This window comes from Azospirillum soli (assembly GCF_017876165.1).
Taxonomy (GTDB): Bacteria; Pseudomonadota; Alphaproteobacteria; order Azospirillales; family Azospirillaceae; genus Azospirillum; species Azospirillum soli.
This window is the reverse complement of record NZ_JAGINQ010000030.1, coordinates 13190-33149: the sequence shown is the minus strand read 5'-3', so window position 1 is coordinate 33149 and position 19960 is coordinate 13190. Positions and strand designations below refer to the sequence as shown.

15 protein-coding genes and 1 CRISPR repeat array are annotated in these 19960 nt (G+C 67.3%); of the genes, 2 read left to right on the top strand and 13 right to left on the bottom strand.

The genetic code is table 11. The features are described from left to right. Nucleotides 1-162 precede the first annotated feature (162 nt). A complete protein-coding gene (locus J2852_RS27950; RefSeq protein WP_209882038.1) occupies nt 163-795 on the bottom strand; it encodes an MBL fold metallo-hydrolase in 633 nt (210 codons plus the stop codon). Nucleotides 796-958: 163 nt separating this feature from the next. Here J2852_RS27950 and J2852_RS27945 point away from each other — a divergent pair, with 163 nt between their 5' ends. After that, entirely contained in the window at nt 959-1411 is a 453-nt protein-coding gene (locus J2852_RS27945; protein WP_209882036.1) for an RrF2 family transcriptional regulator, read from the top strand. A gap of 26 nt (nt 1412-1437) precedes the next feature. Here the strand turns inward: J2852_RS27945 and J2852_RS27940 are convergent, their stop codons facing one another. The 8 genes from J2852_RS27940 to J2852_RS27905 all read right to left on the bottom strand — a co-directional run bounded on the left by J2852_RS27940 (nt 1438) and on the right by J2852_RS27905 (nt 11517). Beyond that, a complete protein-coding gene (locus tag J2852_RS27940) occupies nt 1438-2040 on the bottom strand; it encodes a response regulator transcription factor (RefSeq protein ID WP_209882034.1) in 603 nt (200 codons plus the stop codon). Beyond that, on the bottom strand, nt 2033-3142 hold the full coding sequence (locus J2852_RS27935; protein WP_209882032.1) for a sensor histidine kinase: 1110 nt from the start codon (nt 3140-3142) through the stop codon (nt 2033-2035). Before J2852_RS27935 ends, J2852_RS27940 begins: the two co-directional genes overlap by 8 nt. A gap of 133 nt (nt 3143-3275) precedes the next feature. Beyond that, the gene (locus J2852_RS27930; RefSeq protein ID WP_209882030.1) at nt 3276-4469 is read right to left on the bottom strand and encodes a 2OG-Fe(II) oxygenase; all 1194 of its coding nucleotides are present in this window, start codon (nt 4467-4469) and stop codon (nt 3276-3278) included. Nucleotides 4470-4842: 373 nt separating this feature from the next. After that, entirely contained in the window at nt 4843-5565 is a 723-nt protein-coding gene (locus tag J2852_RS27925) for a Bax inhibitor-1/YccA family protein (RefSeq protein ID WP_209882028.1), read from the bottom strand. A 45-nt stretch (nt 5566-5610) separates the two neighbouring features. Further along, nucleotides 5611-6513 carry an anti-sigma factor family protein gene (locus J2852_RS27920; protein WP_209882026.1) on the bottom strand — a complete coding sequence of 301 codons (903 nt, stop codon included), beginning with the start codon at nt 6511-6513 and terminating at the stop codon, nt 5611-5613. Then, nucleotides 6510-7040 (bottom strand): sigma-70 family RNA polymerase sigma factor, encoded by a 531-nt coding sequence (locus tag J2852_RS27915; protein WP_209882024.1) that lies wholly within the window; start codon nt 7038-7040, stop codon nt 6510-6512. Before J2852_RS27915 ends, J2852_RS27920 begins: the two co-directional genes overlap by 4 nt. A gap of 240 nt (nt 7041-7280) precedes the next feature. Next, nucleotides 7281-10700 (bottom strand): calcium-binding protein, encoded by a 3420-nt coding sequence (locus tag J2852_RS27910; protein WP_209882022.1) that lies wholly within the window; start codon nt 10698-10700, stop codon nt 7281-7283. Nucleotides 10701-10821: 121 nt separating this feature from the next. Then, a complete protein-coding gene (locus J2852_RS27905) occupies nt 10822-11517 on the bottom strand; it encodes a response regulator transcription factor (RefSeq protein ID WP_209882020.1) in 696 nt (231 codons plus the stop codon). 179 nt (nt 11518-11696) lie between these two features. Here J2852_RS27905 and J2852_RS27900 point away from each other — a divergent pair, with 179 nt between their 5' ends. Continuing rightward, entirely contained in the window at nt 11697-14174 is a 2478-nt protein-coding gene (locus J2852_RS27900) for an ATP-binding protein (protein WP_209882018.1), read from the top strand. A gap of 35 nt (nt 14175-14209) precedes the next feature. After that, nucleotides 14210-16885: a CRISPR direct-repeat array (repeat unit 32 nt; unit sequence GTTTCAATCCACGCCCTCGCACGGAGGGCGAC). A 203-nt stretch (nt 16886-17088) separates the two neighbouring features. On the opposite strand, the gene cas2 is transcribed toward J2852_RS27900, so the two are convergent. The 4 genes from cas2 to cas7c are packed head-to-tail and all read right to left on the bottom strand — an operon-like array spanning nt 17089 to nt 19955. Beyond that, nucleotides 17089-17379, bottom strand: a complete 291-nt coding sequence (gene cas2 / locus J2852_RS27895; protein WP_209882017.1) for a CRISPR-associated endonuclease Cas2 — start codon at nt 17377-17379, stop codon at nt 17089-17091. Nucleotides 17380-17388: 9 nt separating this feature from the next. Then, nucleotides 17389-18426 carry a type I-C CRISPR-associated endonuclease Cas1c gene (cas1c, locus tag J2852_RS27890; protein WP_209882015.1) on the bottom strand — a complete coding sequence of 346 codons (1038 nt, stop codon included), beginning with the start codon at nt 18424-18426 and terminating at the stop codon, nt 17389-17391. Continuing rightward, the gene (cas4, locus tag J2852_RS27885; protein WP_209882013.1) at nt 18423-19079 is read right to left on the bottom strand and encodes a CRISPR-associated protein Cas4; all 657 of its coding nucleotides are present in this window, start codon (nt 19077-19079) and stop codon (nt 18423-18425) included. The genes cas1c and cas4 overlap by 4 nt, the downstream gene beginning before the upstream one ends. A 3-nt stretch (nt 19080-19082) precedes the next feature. Next, the gene (gene cas7c, locus J2852_RS27880; RefSeq protein WP_209882011.1) at nt 19083-19955 is read right to left on the bottom strand and encodes a type I-C CRISPR-associated protein Cas7/Csd2; all 873 of its coding nucleotides are present in this window, start codon (nt 19953-19955) and stop codon (nt 19083-19085) included. Nucleotides 19956-19960: the final 5 nt, after the last annotated feature.

The window sequence follows — 19960 nt, the reverse complement described above, 5'->3', positions numbered from 1 at the left end:
CAACCACAAGACTACGCATTTCGCGCACCAGATTACGCGGGAAGACTCACTCCCCCTGTGGACGGCGGGATGCAAAAAGGCCGGCTCCGACGGCGAATCGGGACCGGCCAGACTTCCGTAGAACCGAATCACTTCCGTGGAACCGAATCGGGACCGAAAGCGTCAATCGTTCAGGAAGGGATTGTAGAGCCGCTCTTCCCCGAAGGTGGAGGTCGGGCCGTGGCCGGGGATGAAGGTGATGTCGTCGCCCAGCGGCAGAAGCTTGTCCTTGATCGAGGCAATCAGGTCGCCGTGATTGCCCTTGGGGAAGTCGGTGCGGCCGATGGAGCCCTGGAACAGCACGTCGCCGACGATGGCCAGCTTGCTCGGGCCATGCACGAACACCACATGGCCGGGCGTGTGGCCGGGGCAGTGATGAACGTCCAGCGTCAGGTTGCCCACCGTCACCGTGTCGCCCTGCTCCAGCCAGCGGTCGGGGGTGAAGACCTGCACGGGGGGGAAGCCGAACATCTGGCTCTGCATCGGCATCCCGTCGATCCAGAACTGGTCCTCGCGGTGCGGCCCCTCGATGGGCAGGTTGAGGCGCGCGGCGAGGTCGGCGACACCGCCCGCATGGTCGATGTGGCCATGCGTGACCAGAATCTTCTCCAGCGTCACGCCCTTCGACTCGGCGGCGCGCAGGATGCGGTCGATGTCCCCGCCGGGATCGACGGCGGCGCCCTTCATCGTCTCGGGGCACCAGAGCACCGTGCAGTTCTGCTGGAACGGGGTGACCGGAACGATGATCGTCTGCATGCCGGAACCTTTGTATTGCAGGGCGTATTGCGGGGCAGTCGCCGGACCTTACGCGCAGGGATGACACCGGGCAAGGTTCGGCACCATTTATTAATCATCGCGGCGTAAAGGGAGTATCAACCGTGAATCCCCAAAGCCGCCGCCAGGAGCGGGTTGTTCCAGAATGCTGTCGCAAAAAGCCAAATACGCCCTGCGCGCGCTGATCATGCTGGCGGAGCGGACGGACGACGAGCTTGTGCTGATCGCCGACATCGCCGAGCGCGAGAACATCCCGCGCAAGTTCCTGGAAGCCATTCTGGTGGAGTTGCGCAAACACGGCCTGCTGTTCGCCAAGCGCGGTAAGAGCGGCGGCTACCGGCTGGCCCGCCCGGCCTCGGACATCACCTTCGGCGAGGTCATCCGCCTGATCGACGGCCATCTCGCCCCGATCCCCTGTGCCAGCAAGTATTCCTTCCGCCCCTGCGAGGATTGCCAGGACCCGGCCACCTGTTCGGTGCGCTGGCTGATGGTGCAGGTGCGCGACGCGACGGCGGGCGTGCTGGACAACCACACCCTGTCCGACGCGCTGCGCCACCGGCAGGCCACCGGCACCCTCGCCGTAAACTTCGACATCTGATACCGAATCCTCAGCCGAAACGCCCCCTACGGAACGATCAGTCCAAGGAGCGCGGCCTTGACCGCCGCCTGGATGCGGGTGGCGACATCCAGCTTGCGGATGGCGTTGTCCACGTGGAAGTTGACGGTGCGCTCGCTCACCTTCAGCAGCACGGCGATGTCGGTGGAGGATTTCCCGCGCGCCGACCATGTCAGAACCTCGACCTCGCGGTCGGTCAGGTGGACGTTCGTCACCGGAACCGCGCGGCCGGCGCTGCGGGCAATGCGGTTCTGAATCGTTTCGATGAGAAGTTCGAAGTCGATCGGCTTCACGATGTATTCGTCGCAGCCAAGCCGCCGCGCCGCGATCACGTTCTCCCGCTGTCCGTAGGCGGTCAGAAAGATGAAGGGAATGGCTCTGAACGCGGGTCCGATTTCCGGGATGCTCCTCAGAATCTCCAAACCCGACAGCTCGGGCAGGTCGATGTCGCAGAGAATGAGATCGGGCCGGTCCGAGGCCAGCGCCGCCAGCGCGGACGCGCCGTCACCAAAGCCGTCCACCTGAAATCCGGCCTCTTCCAACTCCTCGATCAGCAGATCCCGCGTGTCGGCGTCGTCCTCGATGCAGAGGATTTTCTTGCGTTCAGGCATTGGCAGCGCGTCTCTCCCTAGACATTGACTGCGGCAGGCGCACGGTGACCGTGGTTCCCTCGCCCACGCGGCTCGCGATGGACACGCTGCCGCCATGGGCGGCCACGAACCGGTCCACGAGATAGAGGCCGATGCCCGCCCCCGGAACGCCCCGGCTGTTCCCGCCGCGATAGTAGGGGGTGAAGAGCTTGTGCAGTTCGTCCGGGTCGATGCCTCGGCCTTGATCGGTCACCTCGACCGTCACCTCCGCACCCCAGCTGGCGCCCGTGACGGTGATCGGGCTGCCCGGCGGAGAATACTTGATGGCGTTCGACAGGATGTTCTCGAACAGTTGAAAGAGGAGCGTGGGGTCGGCTTCGATGCGCGCCGGCAGCCCATCCAGATCGCAGGAGACGGCCGTCGCCCCATTCTCGACGGCGTTCTGGACGAGGTCGGTCAGCAGCGCCTTCGGGTCCACCGGCCTGGGCGTCGCCTGAATGGCCTTTTCGCCCACCGACGCCGAGGCCAGCACGGCGTTGATGATGCTGTTGACGCGGGCCGCCGCGTCGCGGACCTTTTGCGCCCGGCGTTCGATGTCCTCCGGCGGCGACGTCCGGCTGAGCTTGATCAGCCGATAGGCTTGGCCGTCCACGACGGTGAGGGGGGTTCGGATTTCATGGGACAGCATGGCTATGAAGCGCTGCTGCCGCTCGACCGTCTCCCGCTGCTCCTGCAACGACCGGTTCAACGTCGCTTCCACCGCCAGACGATAGCGCACCAGAAGCGCCATGGCCCATTGCGTCCCGATCGCGATGACGCGATTGGCGACAAAGGTCAGCGTGATGGCGTCGTTGGGCGGCTGGATGAAGGAGCCGGCGACCGACAGCACCGTCGCGATGCCGGCGTAGAGGAAGGGGCGGCGCCCTCCCTCCAGGATGCTCAGCACGATCGGAATCGCGTAGGCGAAGCAGATCGAGACGTTGTCGGCCGGCGTGATCGAATCGAAGAAGAAAACTCCAGCCAGAATGGCCAAGTTTCCGGCGAAGATCGCGCGGCCGAACCGGCTGTGAATCCGTGGCACCGCTCGCGCAACCGGCTCGTCCCGGCGCATCGCTGCGTTCATGCCATTCCCGCCATTCTTAAAAAACAGGTTCATCACCATTGGCGTCGGGCCGGATTGGAATCGAGCCGGGTGTCGAGTTGGACAACGAACCCTGCATACAGCGGATCGAAACCGAACCGAACCCCTGCGTCGTTCATGCTCCGATTTCGGCGGACGTTCCGGCCGGCGTCGGTTCCACGGCCTGCGGTTCGGCCTGCGGCTGCCCTCGGGTGATCAGTTCGTATTCGCCGACGCCCGCGCCGAGGAAGCGATTGTTCGCCGCACGCTGGGCCGCCGCCGCCTCATCATAGAGGAACGGAAGAAAGACGTAGCGCCGGCCGGCCGTCACCGGCCCCGCCTCGTGCAGCAGCGAGCACGAAAACACCACCGCACCACCGGTGGGAGCCCGATAGGAGCGCGGCCCGAACTCCGGAAAGTGGACCTCGCCTCCTTCGAATTCCTCGGCGTTCAAATTGAGGGACACCGCGAAGCGGCGGTGAGCAGTGCCCTTGGTGGTGTTGTCACGGTGCGCGCGGAAATGGCCGCCGACCGCGCTGTCGTAGCAGGCGACGATGTACCGTTCCATGCGGGTTACCCGGAATTGGAACGCCTTCGCGATCTCCGGGATGAGGCGCCGTTCGATCCGTTCCCGCGCTTCGGCCCGGATCGCCGGATCGGCGATGTGCATGTCGGAGCGGCGCTTGTGCCTGTAGTCATAGACTGGAACGGTTTTTCCATCGACCTCGCGCATGAAGCCGGAATCGCCCCCGCCATGGGTCTCGTAAAGGCCGATCAGACGGCGGCAGAACTCAGGCTCGAAGACCCGCGGCAGGACCAGCACCGGAGCCGGAATTTCCATCCCGGCATGAGTTCCCACGTCCGGCAGGCTGGCGACGCGCTGAAGGACAGCCTCGCTTTCCGCCAGGGGGGCGGAAAAGAGCACCCGCAGCATCGGGTCGAGCAGAAGCCAAAAGGGCCGATAGACGTTCGGACGCTGATCCGCGACCGCATCGGCGGGCAACACGGCCCCGAAACGGCGGGCCAAGGCGAAATCGAGGTCCCAGAAGAAGCGGATACCGGGAAGGGACTGGCGCACGCGTCCCTGCTGGTCCTGCGGATCGGACGAAACGCCGAAGAACGACACCTTGGCGTCGTCGAAGAGATGGCGCTGCGCCTGCACCGCCGCGAGCGCCTGATGGGCGACCTCTGCGCCGGCGGAACCGAAAAAGCACAGGAGAACATAGCGTCCCCCCATTGAACTGAACTGAAAGTGCGGATTGTTCGAAGCGTTGGCTTTGAACCAGGGAACAGGATCGCCGGGGCCGAAGTATGGAAAGGAATACGCCATCGCAGAGCACGCTGGAGCAGTAGAAGACATCGCATTCAATTCATCTTTTCCCCCTCGCGCCTAGCTGTCAGAAATCCCAGGGTGCCGACGGATGGGCAATTGTCCTTCTCCCCGTCAAACCTCACAGCGTGTTCGGAAGTGTGCGAGCAATCATCACCATTCCCATGATGATGCCGGGTGCCCAAACAGGAAGCGGTCAATTGGAGCAGATTTCAATCCGCTTTTCAGCCCGTCGGGCTGCTTGGCGGTCCAGCCCGGTTCGGGGTTTCCCGAGGGACCATCAAAAAACAAGGATCGCAAAAACAAGGGGCCGGCCGCGCGTGGCGGCCGGCCCATCATGGCGTGACGGTGAACGCCCGGAGCAACCGCCCCGTCACTCGTCGCGCTGTCCCATGAGCTGCATGAGCATCTGGAACAGGTTGATGAAGTTCAGGTAGAGCGACAGGGCGCCCATGACGGCCAGCTTGGTGTTGGTCTCGTGGCCGTAATGCTCGGCGTACTCTTCCTTGATGCGCTGGGTGTCGTAGGCGGTCAGGCCGGTGAAGATGACAACGCCGATCACCGAGATGGCGAACTGCAGGGCGCTGGAGTCGACGAAGATGTTGACCAGCCCGGCGATGACGATGCCGATCAGGCCCATCATCAGGAACGAGCCCATCTTCGACAGGTCGGCCTTGGTGGTGTAGCCGTACAGGCTCATCGCCGCGAACATGGCGGCGGTGATGAAGAACACGCGCGCCACGCTGGCCCCGGTGAAGACCAGCAGGATCGAGGCCATCGACACGCCCATGACCGCGCAGAAGGCCCAGAACAGGCCCTGCAGGCCGGACGCCGACATGCGCTCGAAGCGCCAGGACAGCACCATGACGAAGGCCAGCGGCGCCAGCATCACCACCCACTTCAGCGGCGTGGTGAAGATCGGCACGTACAGCGCCGGCGTGCTGGCGACGAAGAACGCCACCAGACCGGTCACGCCCAGGCCCAGCATCATGAAGTTGTAGACCCGCAGCATGTGCTTGCGCAGGCCCTCGTCGAACACCGCGCCGAAGGGGCGGGCGGCGGTGTCGAACGGGCTGGTGTGGAAGGGGTTGCTCATTGAATCACCATCATCTCAACCGTGCAGGAAGATCGGAAAAAGGGATCAGAACCAGCCCATCCGCGCGTCGCGGGCATGAGCCAGGATTTCGCTTTCGGGGAGCGCGCCGCACAGCGCGTAGACCGTGGTCCCGACCTGCCAGTAGGCGACCGACACGCCGCCGATCCGCTCCGTCTGCGGTGCGGTCACCGCGAAGCGCTCGACCTCGCTCGCGAACAGGGTGATCAGATCGGCACGGCCCGACCGGTAGGCCGCCTGGACCGCCACGCCACCATCCCACGCCACCGTGCGCAGGCCGTAGGGAGACGCCGTCCGGTCCAGATCGGGCAAGGACACCGACGCCGCCGGATCCTGCGCCATCAGCGGGGCGAGCGGCGAATGGCCCGCCGCCGCGAAGGGCCGGAACGAGGTATCGTCGCGGACGGCCTGCTGGTGCGCCTCCGCCGCGACCATCAGATAATGGGTGGCGGCGTGCGCGGCGGACACCGGGTTGACGTTGATCGCCATCACCGCGCCGTGCGCAACCCATCCGAGGCCAAGCAGGCAGAGAGCGGCGACGGTCCGCCGACCACGCCCGACCACCGCGCGGGCGCGCCCGCCCGTCCGGCCAATCAGACTCTTCCCAACCAGACTTTTCATGGACGGCGACCGCATCGGCCGGCGCGGGTGCGGCATGTCCATGGGCAGCGGCTGCGGGGCGGGCGCCTCCGGCGCTTCCTCCGGGACTGCCGAATTCGGGAGTGCCGAAGGGGCGGTCGCGGCCGGTTCCACCATGACCGGCTCCGTCATGAACAGGCGGATTTCGTTGCGCACCCGCATGTCGTGCATGACGCGCGCGGCGGCTTCCGGGTGGGTTTCCAAATAGGCCTCCACCTCGATCCGGCGCCGGGGGTCAAGCTCGCCGTCGATGTAGGCGTTGAGGTCGATATCGCTGATGTCTTCGTTCATGGCTGCTTCACCACGCGCAACGAGGGGCGGGGCCGGTTGGTCGGCTTGTCCTGGCGGGTTTCACCGGTCGCCGAGCGCAGCGCCTCGCGGGCTCTGGACAGGCGCGACATCACGGTCCCGACCGGAACGCCCAGGCATTCGGCCGTGTCCTGGTAGGTCATCCCGTCCAGGGCCACGAGGACCAGCACCTCGCGCTGTTCGACCGGCAGGGCCATCAGGGCCGTCATGGTCTGGCCAAGCTGGACGCGGCTGGTCTGGGACGGCGGAACGTACGGTTCGGTAAAGGCGGTCAGAGCCCCGGTCGCCTGCCCCTCGGCCTGACGGCGCCGCCAGCGGCTGACGAAGCTGTTGTGGACGATGGCCAGCAGCCATGTGCGCAGGTCACGCCCTTCCTGGAAGGAATCCGCCCCCTCGATCGCCTTGAGCACCGCCTCCTGGACGAGATCCTCGGCCTGCTCGGGGTCGCGCATCAGCACCAGGGCGTACCGTCGCAAGACGTCCAGATGCTTGTCCAACTCGTGCTTCATTCACCGCCACCGGCACCATTACCCCCAGCATACGCGCGAGGCTGTACCGTATTCCCACGCCTTTGGAAAAAATTTTCCAGGACGTTCCCGATGGCGATCCGCCGGTTGGCGAACGAGAAGATGCCGCCGTCGCGGTCCAAAGCGGATGAAGAGCCGATCACTCCGTGTCACGTCGACAGGCAGGGCGGCAGGCAGGGCGGCAGCAGCCCCATCCCACCCGCCGATAACCTGGCTCGCGGTTCAGCCAAAGACGAACCAGCCGCTCTGCACCTGTTCGACGCGGATGCCGGACAGGGTGACGCGGTCGTCTTGGCCGAAGACGATGACCGCCTCCCCGGCCGCGTTGCTCGTGATGGCGTAGGGCAACCCGAGCGTCATGCTGATCCGGTCGCCCTCGGCGTCGTTGAAATCGGCGATGACGTCATGGCCGGCGCCGCCGGTCAAGACGAACAGGTCGGCCCCGGCGCCCCCGGTCAGCATGTCGTTGCCGAAGTCGCCATACAGGAAATCGTCGCCGGTATCGCCGAACAGCGCGTCGTCGTCCCGACCGCCGTGGAGCGTGTCGTTGTCCATCCCGCCGTACAGCGTGTCCGCTCCCATGTTGCCGAGCAGGAGGTCGCTGCCGGTGTTGCCGAACAGCCGGTCGGCGCCGTCGTCGCCGTGCATCCGGTCGGCGGCGTCGTTGCCGAACAGCGCGTCGGCGTCACGACCTCCATACAGGGTGTCGGTGTCCCGGCCACCGTACAGGGTGTCCGCGCCCATGTTGCCCAGCAGCACATCGGCGCCGGTGTTGCCGAGCAGCAGGTCGTTGTCGCTGCCGCCGAACAGCGTGTCGTTGTCCTCACCGCCCTGCACCGTGTCGTTGCCCTCGTCGCCGTACAGCACGTCGTTGCCGCCCTTCGACCCGACGAAGTCGTCGCCGCCGCCGCCGTGCAGCGTGTCGTCGTCAGCGCCCAGCACGAAGGTCTGGCCGGAACCGTCGCCGTACGCGACCTGCGAGCCGGCGCCGCCGCCGACCAGCGCGTTGCCGACGATCACCACGAAGCCGACATTGTCGAGGTTCAGTTGGGTGCCCGGCGGCAGGGCGCGCGTGTCGATCACCATGGCCTCGCCCCCCGCGCCGCCGCCGGTGATGGTGATCGGTGCGCCCGGAACACCGCCGCTGACGCTCGGGGTGATGGTGCGCACGGTCAGCGACGCGCCGGCTGGCAGGCTTCCGGTGTAGCCGGCGATGGCCTGGGCCAACTCCGCGCTGCGGGCCGGGTCGCTCTCCAGCGCCGCAACGGACGCGGTCAGGGCGCTGGCCGCCCTATCCGGGGTCACCGGGTTCTGCGGCCCGGACGCCGACAGCCCGACGCCGGCCGGCACCGTCGCGGTGATCGCCGTGCCGGAGGAGCCTCCCGTGATCGGCACGGCCACCGGCGTGGCGCCCGTGGGCGGCGTCACCGACACCGACACGCTGGGGATGCCGTTGCCGCCCGTGGTGACCGTCGTCTGCACGGTGGTGCCGCCGATCGTCTGCGTGCTGGTCTGTCCGCCGCCTGAGCTTCCGCCGCCGTCCGAACCGCCGCTGTCGGCGGGCGGCGGGGGCGGGAGCGGCAGCACGGTGAGGGCGCCGTTGACGACCGCGAAGTCCTTGAGCGTCCGGTTGCCGATGTTGGCGATCCGCACGGCCAGGACGTCGCCGCCTCCCCATCGCGTGTCGTTGTCGACGCGGACGATGGCGTCGCCGCCCACGAATTCGACCGCCGCGCCTTGCCACGGTATTTCCCAAAAATCGCGGCCTTCAGCGATCGGGCCACTCAACGGATGGCTCCACCCGTAGTCGTCGGCGAAGATGATCCGGTCTTCGCTGGTGAAGTCCGTGATGACGTCGATGTCGCCGTAGTCGAAATAACCGATCCGAAAGATGTCGGCCCCCGCGCCGCCCGTCAGCGTGTCCGCGCCGGAGTCGCCCCGCAGCGTGTCGGCGCCGCCGCCCCCCGACAGCGAATCGGCATCGGCTCCCCCCGACAGCCAGTCGGGGTGCGCGCCGCCGAGGAGGGTGTCGTTTCCATCTTCGCCGGCAAAGAAGCCCATGCTGGCGCGGCCGTCCACGAAATCGTCGCCCAGCCCACCCTCGGCCCAGACGAAGCCGGTGCCGCCGATCATGGAATCGTTCCCGCCCCCCAGGTAGATGGAGTTGCTGCCGGAGCCGCCCTTGATCGTGTCGGCGGATTGCGAGCCGTAGACCGTCAGCCCGCAGGACACGTCCTGGGTCAGGGTGAGCCGGCCGTTCAGGGTGGACGCCCGGACCGCCATGGTCGACGACCCGACGCCGAGGCCGGTCACGGTGACGTCGCCGTTGCCGGTGAACTCCACCTGCGACGCCCCGCTCACCGACCCCATATCGACCGTGCCGAGGTTGGTCCCATTAAGGACGAGGTTCTCGACACCGGTTATGCTTGGCCGGGCGGCCGTCGCCGACCAGTCGGTGATGGTCGCCCGCACAACGTCGTTGGCGCCGCCGATGACCGTGTCGTTGCCGTCCAGCGTCGTGCCGAAATCGAAGGTGTCGTACCGCGCGCTGCCCACCACCTTCACGTCGCCGCCGGTGAAGGTCGCGTAGAAGTAGCCCTGCATGCCCGACCCGTCGATGCTCACCGACGCGTTGGTGACGTTGATGACCGCCGAACCGAGCAGCTTGATGGAGGAGTCGCTGACGTTCGCCGCGTTGAACGTGCCTTGCTCCCAATTGTTGGCATCGCCCAGGACGGTGACGTTCAGGGTCTCGAATCCCGAGACCGTCGCGGCGCCGGTGGTGGTGGACTTCTCCAGAACGACGTCGAGCGTGTCGGTCCCGTCGCCGCCGCTGATGCTGTCGCCGGTGCTGAAGGTCACCAGGGTGGGCGTGTTGTACGAATAGGCCCGGAAATCGTTGCCGGCCGCGTCGGTGTGGCTGTCGGCCCGCGACGAGAAGGCGAAGCGGTCATACAGGGTCAGGTAGGTGCTGCCGTCCCGCTCCTCGACCCCCAGATGCATCCCGGCCGGCAGGGCGTCGAAGGTCAGCGTCCGGCCGCCGCCGAGATCGAGACCGCCGTCCACGACCGTGTTCTGCAAGCCGAGGAAGGACCCGGTGACGCCGTCGATGCGGATCTGGTCCTCCCCCAGCCCGACCTCGGTGATGGTGTCGCCGTCCAGCTCGTCCGGGGTGCCGTGGATCAGGTCCTTGCCGGCGCCGCCGGTCAGGGTGTCGGCGCCAAGCCCCCCGGCCAGCGTGTCGGCGTAAGGCGATCCGATCAGCCGGTCGGCGAAGGACCCGCCGGTCATGTCCGCCTTGTGGGTTCCGGCGGACCAGTCGAACAGATAGCCGGCGTTGTCGCGCCGGGGAATGAACGGGCTGGCGCTTCCCGGATCGGCCCGCACCGTCCATCGCGAGTAGAGCGCCTCGCCCTGAAGATAGCCCTCGAAACGGACGCGGCCCAGCGTCGCGCTCGGGTCGGTGCTGACGTTGTTCGGGTATGGCGAGGAGACGTTCTGGTAATAGCCCAGGATCACCCACTCGTTGAGCGACGCGATGAGACCGGGCGTGACAGGGTTCGCGTAAGAGGTCGTGTAAATGTCTTCGGATGAATTCTCGTTGTAATCGCCGCCGCGAGTGAGCTTGAACCGATTTGCCATGACACAACCCTTGAACGCGCGTTTCGACTGGATCGCGCGGAGTTAGTCATGGCAAATAAAGGCGACGCAATCGGCTGCGCTCCATTTTCAACGAACGTTGAAAAAGACGAGCTGTGGGCTGCTACGAATCGCCGCTTTCGCCCGCCAGCACGTAGCCGACGCCGCGCACGGTGAGGATGGGGGCGTCCCGCCCGTTGTCCTGGCGCATCTTGCGCCGCAGGCGCATCACCAGCGTGTCCACCGTGTGCTCGCTGACATTGGCCCGGTCGCGGCTGCTGATGACGTCGAGAAGATACTCGCGGTTGACTGGGTTCGGGCGCATCATCGCCAGGGCGGCCAGGATGTTGAACTCCCCGGCCGTCAGCGCCAGGAACGAACCGTCCGGCCGGAACAGCGCGCGGCGCACCAGATCGAGCGTCCAGCCGTCGAAGCGCACATAGGTGTCGTCGGGCGACCGGCGGCGCAGGAGGTTGCGCACCCGCGCCACCAGCTCGCGCGGGTCCACCGGCTTGGTCACGTAATCGTCGCCGGCATCCTCCAGCGCGGCGATCCGGTCCTCGTTGTCGGTGCGGACGGTGACGAAAATCAGCCCGGCCTGATCGCGGATCCGCATCCGGCGCGCGCAGTCCAGTCCGTTGCCGTCGGGCAGGTCGATGTCGAGCAGAACCAGGTCCGGGCGGTCGCTGGCCAGAAGCCGCGCCATGGTGGCCGCGTCTGCCGCCCGCAGCACCCGGAACCCGGCCGCCTCCAAGCAGTCGGCGTACAGTTCGCGGACCTCGGGCGCATCCTCCACCACCAGAACCGTGCCTTGCACCATGCCCTCCTGAACATCACGCCGCCGCCGCTTGGGCGAGCGCCGAAAACCCGTTGGCGAGCGCATCGCACGAGGCGGACGACGCGCACGCACCGGGTGTGTTCGCATGCATTATATGGTCCACGCGGCGCCGTCGATGATGGCATAGTGCCGCGCCTCCACCAGCAGGGTGCCTCGCCCCCATGTCCAGCGCCGCTCACCCGGTCCGAACGGTCGCTCTCGGGCTCCTGTTCGCCCTGTGCTATTATGGGGCGGTGATCCTGAGCGTGAAGGTGGCGCGCCTTCCCGAAGCGAACTGGACGGTCATCTGGTTCAGTTCCGGCGTCGGCCTGCTGTGCGTGCGCACGCTCGGCTCCGCCGGGCTGGGCGCCATCGCCGCGGCCTCGATGACGGCGTCGTTCGTCTACTACAGCCTGCGCTCGGGTCTGCCTCTGCCGGTCGCGGCACTCGCCGGGCTGTCCACGACGGCGCTCGACGTGATGCAGGTCTGGCTGGCCGGCCGGGCCGATCGCCGGTTCGGCCGATGGGACGCGGCGGAGACCGGGGAGCCCTATGGGCGCCTCGCCTCCTATCTGTTTTGGGTGTGCCTGATCCCGCCGCTGCTGACCTGCCCGGTGCTGGTCATGAAGGACCCGCTGATCGGCATCGGCGGCCTCAGCCCCGACGGCTCGCTGGGCGGCATCGTGACGAAGCTGTTCATCGTCGTCACCGGCAACGCACTCGGCCTGTTCCTGCTGGGCCCCTTGGCCGTCGTCTGGGAGCGGCGGCGCGCGCTTGCCGCCGACTGGCGCCCGCTTTTGGGAATGCTGGCGATGGTGCCGCTGCCGATCCTGCTGTCCACCGTCACGATTCCGCACGTCGCCATCCTGGCGCTGGCGGTGGCGCTGGTCGTGGCGGTGCGGCATGGGCTGCTCGGCTCCGTGCTTGCGATGCCCATCCTGACGCTGACGACGGCGGGCACGGTGGTCGCCAACGCCGGCCCCTTCCCAGCCGACCAGTCCGGCCTGACCATGTTCGGCTTTGCGCTGGTCATCGTCGTTCTTGGCCTGACCTTTCATTTCGTCGGTCTCGCCGTGGACGCGCTGGCCCACCAGCAGGGCATCCTGGAGCGTCAGGTCGCCGCCCGCACCAGCGCGCTGGAGGCCAAGAGCGCCGAACTGGCCGCCGTCGCCGAGCGCAAGACGCTGTTCCTCGGCTGGCTCAGCCACGAGGTGCGCACCCCGCTGAACGCGGTGCTCGGCATGGTGCGGCTGATGCGGCGCGACGGTCCGGGCCCCGGCTGGGACCGGCGGCTCGACATCGCCGAAGGGGCGGGACGGCATCTCGTCCACCTGCTCGACGACGTGCTCGAACTGTCGCGGCTGGAAGCTGACACGGTTTCCCTGCGGCCGGAGCCAGCCGACCCGCGCGCGCTCGCTGGCGAGGTCCTGGCGATGCTGGAGGGCGAGGCGGCCGGCAAAGGCCTGCGCCTGTCGCTGGAGGTCGGAGAGGAAGTCGGCGGCGGTTACCGGCTCGACCCGCTGCGCCTGCGCCAGATCCTGCTGAACCTCGCGTCCAACGCCGTCAAGTTCACCCCGGCTGGCGCCGTCGCCATCCGCATCGACGTCCAGCGGGGGGAAGGCGGGAAACAGCGCCTGACCTTCGCGGTCGAGGACAGCGGCCCCGGCGTGTCGGAGCACGAGCGGGAAATCATCTTCGACGCCTATGCCCGCGCGGCCCCGGCCAGCCAGACGAAGGGCGTCGGCCTCGGCTTGGCCATTGTGCGGCGCATCGTGGAGCATATGGACGGAACGGTCACCGTTGACCGGAGCACCCTTGGCGGCGCGTCGTTCCTCGTCTCCATCCCCGTTGAATCGGCCGATCTCCCACCGGCTGATCTACCACTGGCCGAGCCTCCGGCGGAACGCGGCCATGCATCCCTGTCCCTCCCGCCCCTGCCGGTTCTGAACATCCTTCTTGTCGAGGACGGGCCGGAAAACCGTGCGGTGGTGCAGGAATGGCTGGCGCCCGGCGGCCATCGCGTCCGATGCGCGGTCAGCGGCGAAGAAGCCCTGAGCGCCATCGCCGAGCAGAGCTTCGACCTGATCCTCATGGACATCCGCCTCGCCGGCATGGACGGCGTCGAAGCGACGCGCCGGATCCGCGCCCTGCCGGATGCGGAACGCGCCATGACGCCGATCATCGCCCTGACGGCCAACGCCAGCCCGGACGACCTGCACGCCTATGTCGCCGCGGGCATCGACGAGGTGCTGACCAAGCCGCTGATCCCCAGCGCTCTGCTGGATGCGCTGGCCCGCAATGCTCCTTCCTGCGTCAACGCTCCCCCGCCCACGCAGGAACTGGCGGGATCCTTCGCGATCTCCGGACGTCTAGAGCGCATGTTCCTCGTTACCCTGCGCGATCTCGATGCAGCACTCGCCGCCGCGCTGGCAACGGGCGACCGCGAATCCATGGGCCGCATTGCGCATCGGCTGAATGGTTCGGCGGCAACCTATGGATACACCGCACTGTCCCAAACGGCCGCGCGCCTGGAAGCGGCGGCGCTTCGCCCCGACACCTCCCCGGAACACCTCCATCGGCTGGTTGCCGACTTGCGCGACCAGATCGCCGCGACCGCCGACGGGCAAGAAGGCGCACGGATTCCCCACCTTGACCTGTAGCCGGGGCTTGGGCATCCGGCCGCCACGCAGGCGCTGTTTCAATCCACGCCCTCGCACGGAGGGCGACTGTGACAGGCCGAGCGACTTGTCGATCTCCGCGGCGTTTCAATCCACGCCCTCGCACGGAGGGCGACGCGCGCTCGATGGCGGCGAGCTCGGGGGGCGGCGTGTTTCAATCCACGCCCTCGCACGGAGGGCGACCCCGCTCTCCCCGCCGGAGATCAGCCACGACAGGTTTCAATCCACGCCCTCGCTCGGAGGGCGACGCAACACTGCCGAGCGCAATCACCGCTTCCTGGTTTCAATCCACGCCCTCGCACGGAGGGCGACGCAACACTGCCGAGCGCAATCACCGCTTCCTGGTTTCAATCCACGCCCTCGCACGGAGGGCGACGGTCCGGCGACCGCGCGTTCAAGCGGACGGGGGTTGTTTCAATCCACGCCCTCGCACGGAGGGCGACCAGGATGCGGCGCGACCGCGTCCAGGGCGAGGTGTTTCAATCCACGCCCTCGCACGGAGGGCGACCCCGCTTGGGGCCATTCGGAGATGGGCTTCACCTGGTTTCAATCCACGCCCTCGCACGGAGGGCGACGACCGGGCGTGTCGCGATCTCGACGGCGGCCTGGTTTCAATCCACGCCCTCGCACGGAGGGCGACACGGGGCGTTCAGTTCGCGATATATGGGGCGCGGGTTTCAATCCACGCCCTCGCACGGAGGGCGACCGGTGGTCAGGCGGCGGGGTTGGCCGGAGCGCCGGTTTCAATCCACGCCCTCGCACGGAGGGCGACGAGTACAGCCGGCCGCGCCCCGTCTCCGTATCGAGGTTTCAATCCACGCCCTCGCACGGAGGGCGACAAGCCATGAGAGGTGAAAGCCTTCCTCGACGGTCGGTTTCAATCCACGCCCTCGCACGGAGGGCGACAGACGGTGCTGCGGTCGCCGCGCTGGGCCTACCTGTTTCAATCCACGCCCTCGCACGGAGGGCGACAGGTAGACCACCGGGGCGTCGGAGCCGACCGACCGGTTTCAATCCACGCCCTCGCACGGAGGGCGACGCGCGACGTTGCCGGCGTGATGCTGAACGACATGTTTCAATCCACGCCCTCGCACGGAGGGCGACAAGATCAACCGGCGCCGCGTGACAGCGGCCATCGGTTTCAATCCACGCCCTCGCACGGAGGGCGACACTAGGGAGGGAGTGGTGGTTAGGCGGCTTGCGGTTTCAATCCACGCCCTCGCACGGAGGGCGACGACCACGGTCACCCTACACCTCGCCGTCGAGGCGTTTCAATCCACGCCCTCGCACGGAGGACGACCGTCGGGCGCCTGCACCGCGGCGACCAGGGCCGGGTTTCAATCCACGCCCTCGCACGGAGGGCGACGGGCCGCTCATCCGGTTGACCATGGCGGCGTGCGGGTTTCAATCCACGCCCTCGCACGGAGGGCGACAAAGCCGCAGGCCGGTACTACCCGCCTCGACTACGTTTCAATCCACGCCCTCGCACGGAGGGCGACATATTCAGAATGGGCGCATTCCCACAAGGCGACGTTTCAATCCACGCCCTCGCACGGAGGGCGACAAGAGGCTCTTGAGGCGCAAGCGCGCCGCGAGATGTTTCAATCCACGCCCTCGCACGGAGGGCGACCGGGCGCAACGTGCTATCCGGCGGGGCGAACTTGTTTCAATCCACGCCCTCGCACGGAGGGCGACGGCCGCCCGGCGCAGTCTGGCGCGCATCATGGCCGGTTTCAATCCACGCCCTCGCACGGAGGGCGACCCAAACCCTCTGCGGCTGCGCTGGGGTCACGACGTTTCAATCCACGCCCTCGCACGGAGGGCGACTCTGCCGATGCCGGCCGACATGCCGACCTGCAAGGTTTCAATCCACGCCCTCGCACGGAGGGCGACACGGTGACCAGTCCGTCGCGGGCCATAGGGGCGTGTTTCAATCCACGCCCTCGCACGGAGGGCGACAACCGATACCGCGCCCGCTGCTTCAGGTTGGTGTCGTTTCAATCCACGCCCTCGCACGGAGGGCGACCACAGGTGACACCACCTGGGCCGGGGCTTCGCCATGTTTCAATCCACGCCCTCGCACGGAGGGCGACGCGGTAGCGCCAATCGGCCACCGCGAACAGCCACGGTTTCAATCCACGCCCTCGCACGGAGGGCGACGAGGGACGCGCTTAGGCGCGCGTCGCCAGAGAGACGTTTCAATCCACGCCCTCGCACGGAGGGCGACTTTCGCCAGATTCGAGAGACTGGCGATCCGTGAGGTTTCAATCCACGCCCTCGCACGGAGGGCGACCGCGTGCTCGAACTCGACCTCGACCGGATCCGCAAGTTTCAATCCACGCCCTCGCACGGAGGGCGACAGTCCCTGGCGGACTCGATCGACCGGTACGGCCTGTTTCAATCCACGCCCTCGCACGGAGGGCGACGATACCTGTCCATGGCACCGGCCGGTTGAGGAACTGTTTCAATCCACGCCCTCGCACGGAGGGCGACAGCCCGTGGCCGGGTACTCGGCCAGCGCAACCTGGAGTTTCAATCCACGCCCTCGCACGGAGGGCGACGAGGGCGAAGCCTGGGACGCCGCCACCATCGGCGGTTTCAATCCACGCCCTCGCACGGAGGGCGACCTTCCTCGGACAGGTTGCCGCGCTCGGCCAGCGAGTTTCAATCCACGCCCTCGCACGGAGGGCGACCGCCTGAGCATAGCGACTTCGCAAATCAGCGAAAATAACAGCGTTTGCGCGAACCTCTGGAAATGGCCAATCTTGCAACAGAGCCGCTTTCCTATATTCCACTACATCCCTTGGAATGCATGGCTCGACCCACCCGCGCGAATCCACCGGCAAATGCATGGCCGCTTGGGGTTCGCGCGGCGGTTTTGGCGACCAGCGCCGGATCAGAGTATCAGGGGTTCGTCCAGATCGGTCGGCGGCCGGTTGCCGATATGCTCCACCTTGCGTCGCGCCGCCGAGCCCAACAGGTAGAAGCGTAGACTGTCTGTTTTTGGGTCGACCAGATCCAGCAGTCGCGCCCGCAGCGTGGTCCATTGTGCCGGATCCACCGTGCACTCGAATACCGAGAACTGCACGCGCACACCATGGTCCTGGCATGCCCTTGCCACCCGGCGCAAGCGCCGCCGGCCGGCGGTGGTTTCGGTGGACACGTCGTAGCAGACCAACACCAGCATGCGCGCCTCTCACTTCCACAGAAACGGCGGATAGGCATCGAGATCGCCGCGCAGATGCCGCGCCAACAGCCGTGCCTGGACGTGCCACATCAGCCCGAACGGCAGCTTCTCGTTCAGGAAAGGGTGGGTCAGTTCCTCCTTCTTGCGCTTCTGATAGGCAACCAGGACCGCCTTACGCGCATCATCGGTCAGCGTCACCGCGCCCGTTTCACCAATCTCGAAGTCGTTCGGCCCCAATTCCTGACGGTTGATCAGCGTCAGCACCAGACGGTCCGCGAAGGGGGCGCGGAACTCCTCCACAAGGTCGAGTGCCAGCGACGGGCGGCCCGGACGGTCCGCGTGCAGAAAACCCACCTGCGGATCAAGGCCCACCGCCTCCAAAGCGCCGCGCACGTCATGGGTCAGCAGCGTATAGGCGAAGGACAACAGGCAGTTCACCCGATCCAGAGGCGGACGGCGGCTGCGCCCCCGGACGCGCCATTCCTCGCCGCTGCGCCGGATCATCGCGCCGAACGCCGCGAAATACCCCGCCGCCGCGTCGCCTTCCACCCCGCGCAGCCGATCCACCTCGCCCGCTGGATCTCCCACCCGATCAAGTTGGGTCAAGGCACGGCTCAATGTGTCCTCCGCCGCGCCCAGCGCGCCGGTGGGATCGTCGTGGTCCCGCCGGTGGCGGCGCACGACGGTGCGTTGGTTGGCGAGCTTACCGGCCAGCAGGCATCGCGTCACCGACGCGGCACGTTCTGCATCATCGGCGGCGCGGTACTGCGCCCGGCGCAGCAGCACGTTGCCGGAAACCGGCCCCTCGACGCGGGCGAGAAAGCGCCCATTGTCCGTCAGGAACCCGACCGAAACTCCCTGCGCCGCGCAATGACCGAGGATGTAGGGACTGGCTCCCACGGCGCCGAACGCCACGACGCCTTCCAGCGCCAGCAGCGGCACCAGCGTGCGTGCGCCGTCCTCGCGCCGCACTTCGATGGCCTCGCCTTCCTTGGACAAATAGCTGCCGGGCGTGGTGACGTAGAGCGTGTTGAGCAGGCGCTTCACGGCGCATCCTCCCGAAGAACGCGGGCAAGCCAGCCGGCGACCGACCGTCCGGCGGCGGCCTTTGGCAAACAGAAGGGTTCGAGGGAGCAGGACCGGCATTTGGCCGCCGGTTCGGGCGGTGGCGTCACACCGGCGGCGAGCAGCGCGTGCAACGCACGCGCCGTTTCCTCCGTCCGCGCCCGCAGGGCATCATCGAAGGCGACCTCCTCGCGCCGGCGGGGCTCGCCATAGAAAAGGGCACCGCGCGGTACCGGCGTCTCCAGCATCTCCTCCAGGCACAGCGCCTGCGCGCAGAACTGGATGCGGTCGGCATCGTGCGGCTTGGGCTTGCCGCGCTTGTACTCCACAGGATAGGGCTGCGGCGGGCCGGAGCGGCGGGAGCGGAACTCCACCACGTCGGCCTTGCCGATCAGCCCCAGCCGCACACTGCGCAGCGCCACGGCACGGGCGACGCGCACGCCGCGCCGGGTCTCGCCGGGCGCCTCGTCCACCCGCTCGTGCAGCACGCGGCCCTCGGCGGTCAGCAGGTTCTCCGCCCAGGTGCCCTCCAGATGGATCAACGCGCACTGGCGCGGACAGAAGGCAAGGTGCTGCAAGGCCGACAGCGCTGCCAGCCCGGCGTCCGGATCCTGCCCAAGGTCCGGGACCGTCATCGCCTACAGCCGTTCTTCGATCTCCACGCCTTCGGGCATGCCGTTGCGGTCGATGGTCACGGTGTAGTCCTCGAAGCGGCGAGGAGCGGTCACGCCTTCCTTCCGCTCGACCGACACCCGCTTCAGCAGCGCGTGCGCCGGCGCCTCGCCCAGGGGGGAGCGGTGACGGAAGACAACGAGCTTGCGCGCCGCCATCTCGCCGCGCGAGGCGGAACGGTCATGGTCGAACATCAGCAGCAGGGACTGGAAGAAAGCCTCCAGGTCGGTGTCGGAAAAGCCGGTCTGCTTGGCCAGATGCGGGGAGATGAAGCCGCGGGCGGCGTACAGCCCATAGGGCACGATGTACTTCCGGCCCATGGTGCGGTTGTCACCCTGCTGCTTGTCGGCTTCCGCGTCGGTGGTCACCGCCATGCGGGTTACGGCGACCTCGGTCGGCACAATGGGGTCGATGCTCTCCGCGAAGGTCAACTGCACGGGGCCACGCACCTGACCGCAGTTGATCTCGGTGGTCATCACCGCGCCGAAGGTGCGGACGTCGAAGAAGGTCTGGCACATCCACTTCGTCACCGCGCCGGCGCCGTCGCCCTTCGGCAGCTTGCGGGGCTCGTGCTTGATGCCCGTGGCCTCGTAGGCGCGGTTGTGCTGCTGGTTCAGCACCGCCTTTTCCCGCACGTAGATCTCATAGCCCGGCTCACCGCCGCGGGTCAGTTCGACGAAGTTGCGGACCTTGCGCTTCAGGCAGACGTCGGTGACCAGCCCCCGCCCGGTCTCGGGGTCGAGGCGCGGCATGTTCCCGGCGTCCGGGTCTCCGTTCGGGTTGCCGTTGCGTACGTCGAACAGATAAACGAACTCGATGCGGGACTCGTGGATGCCCATGGCGG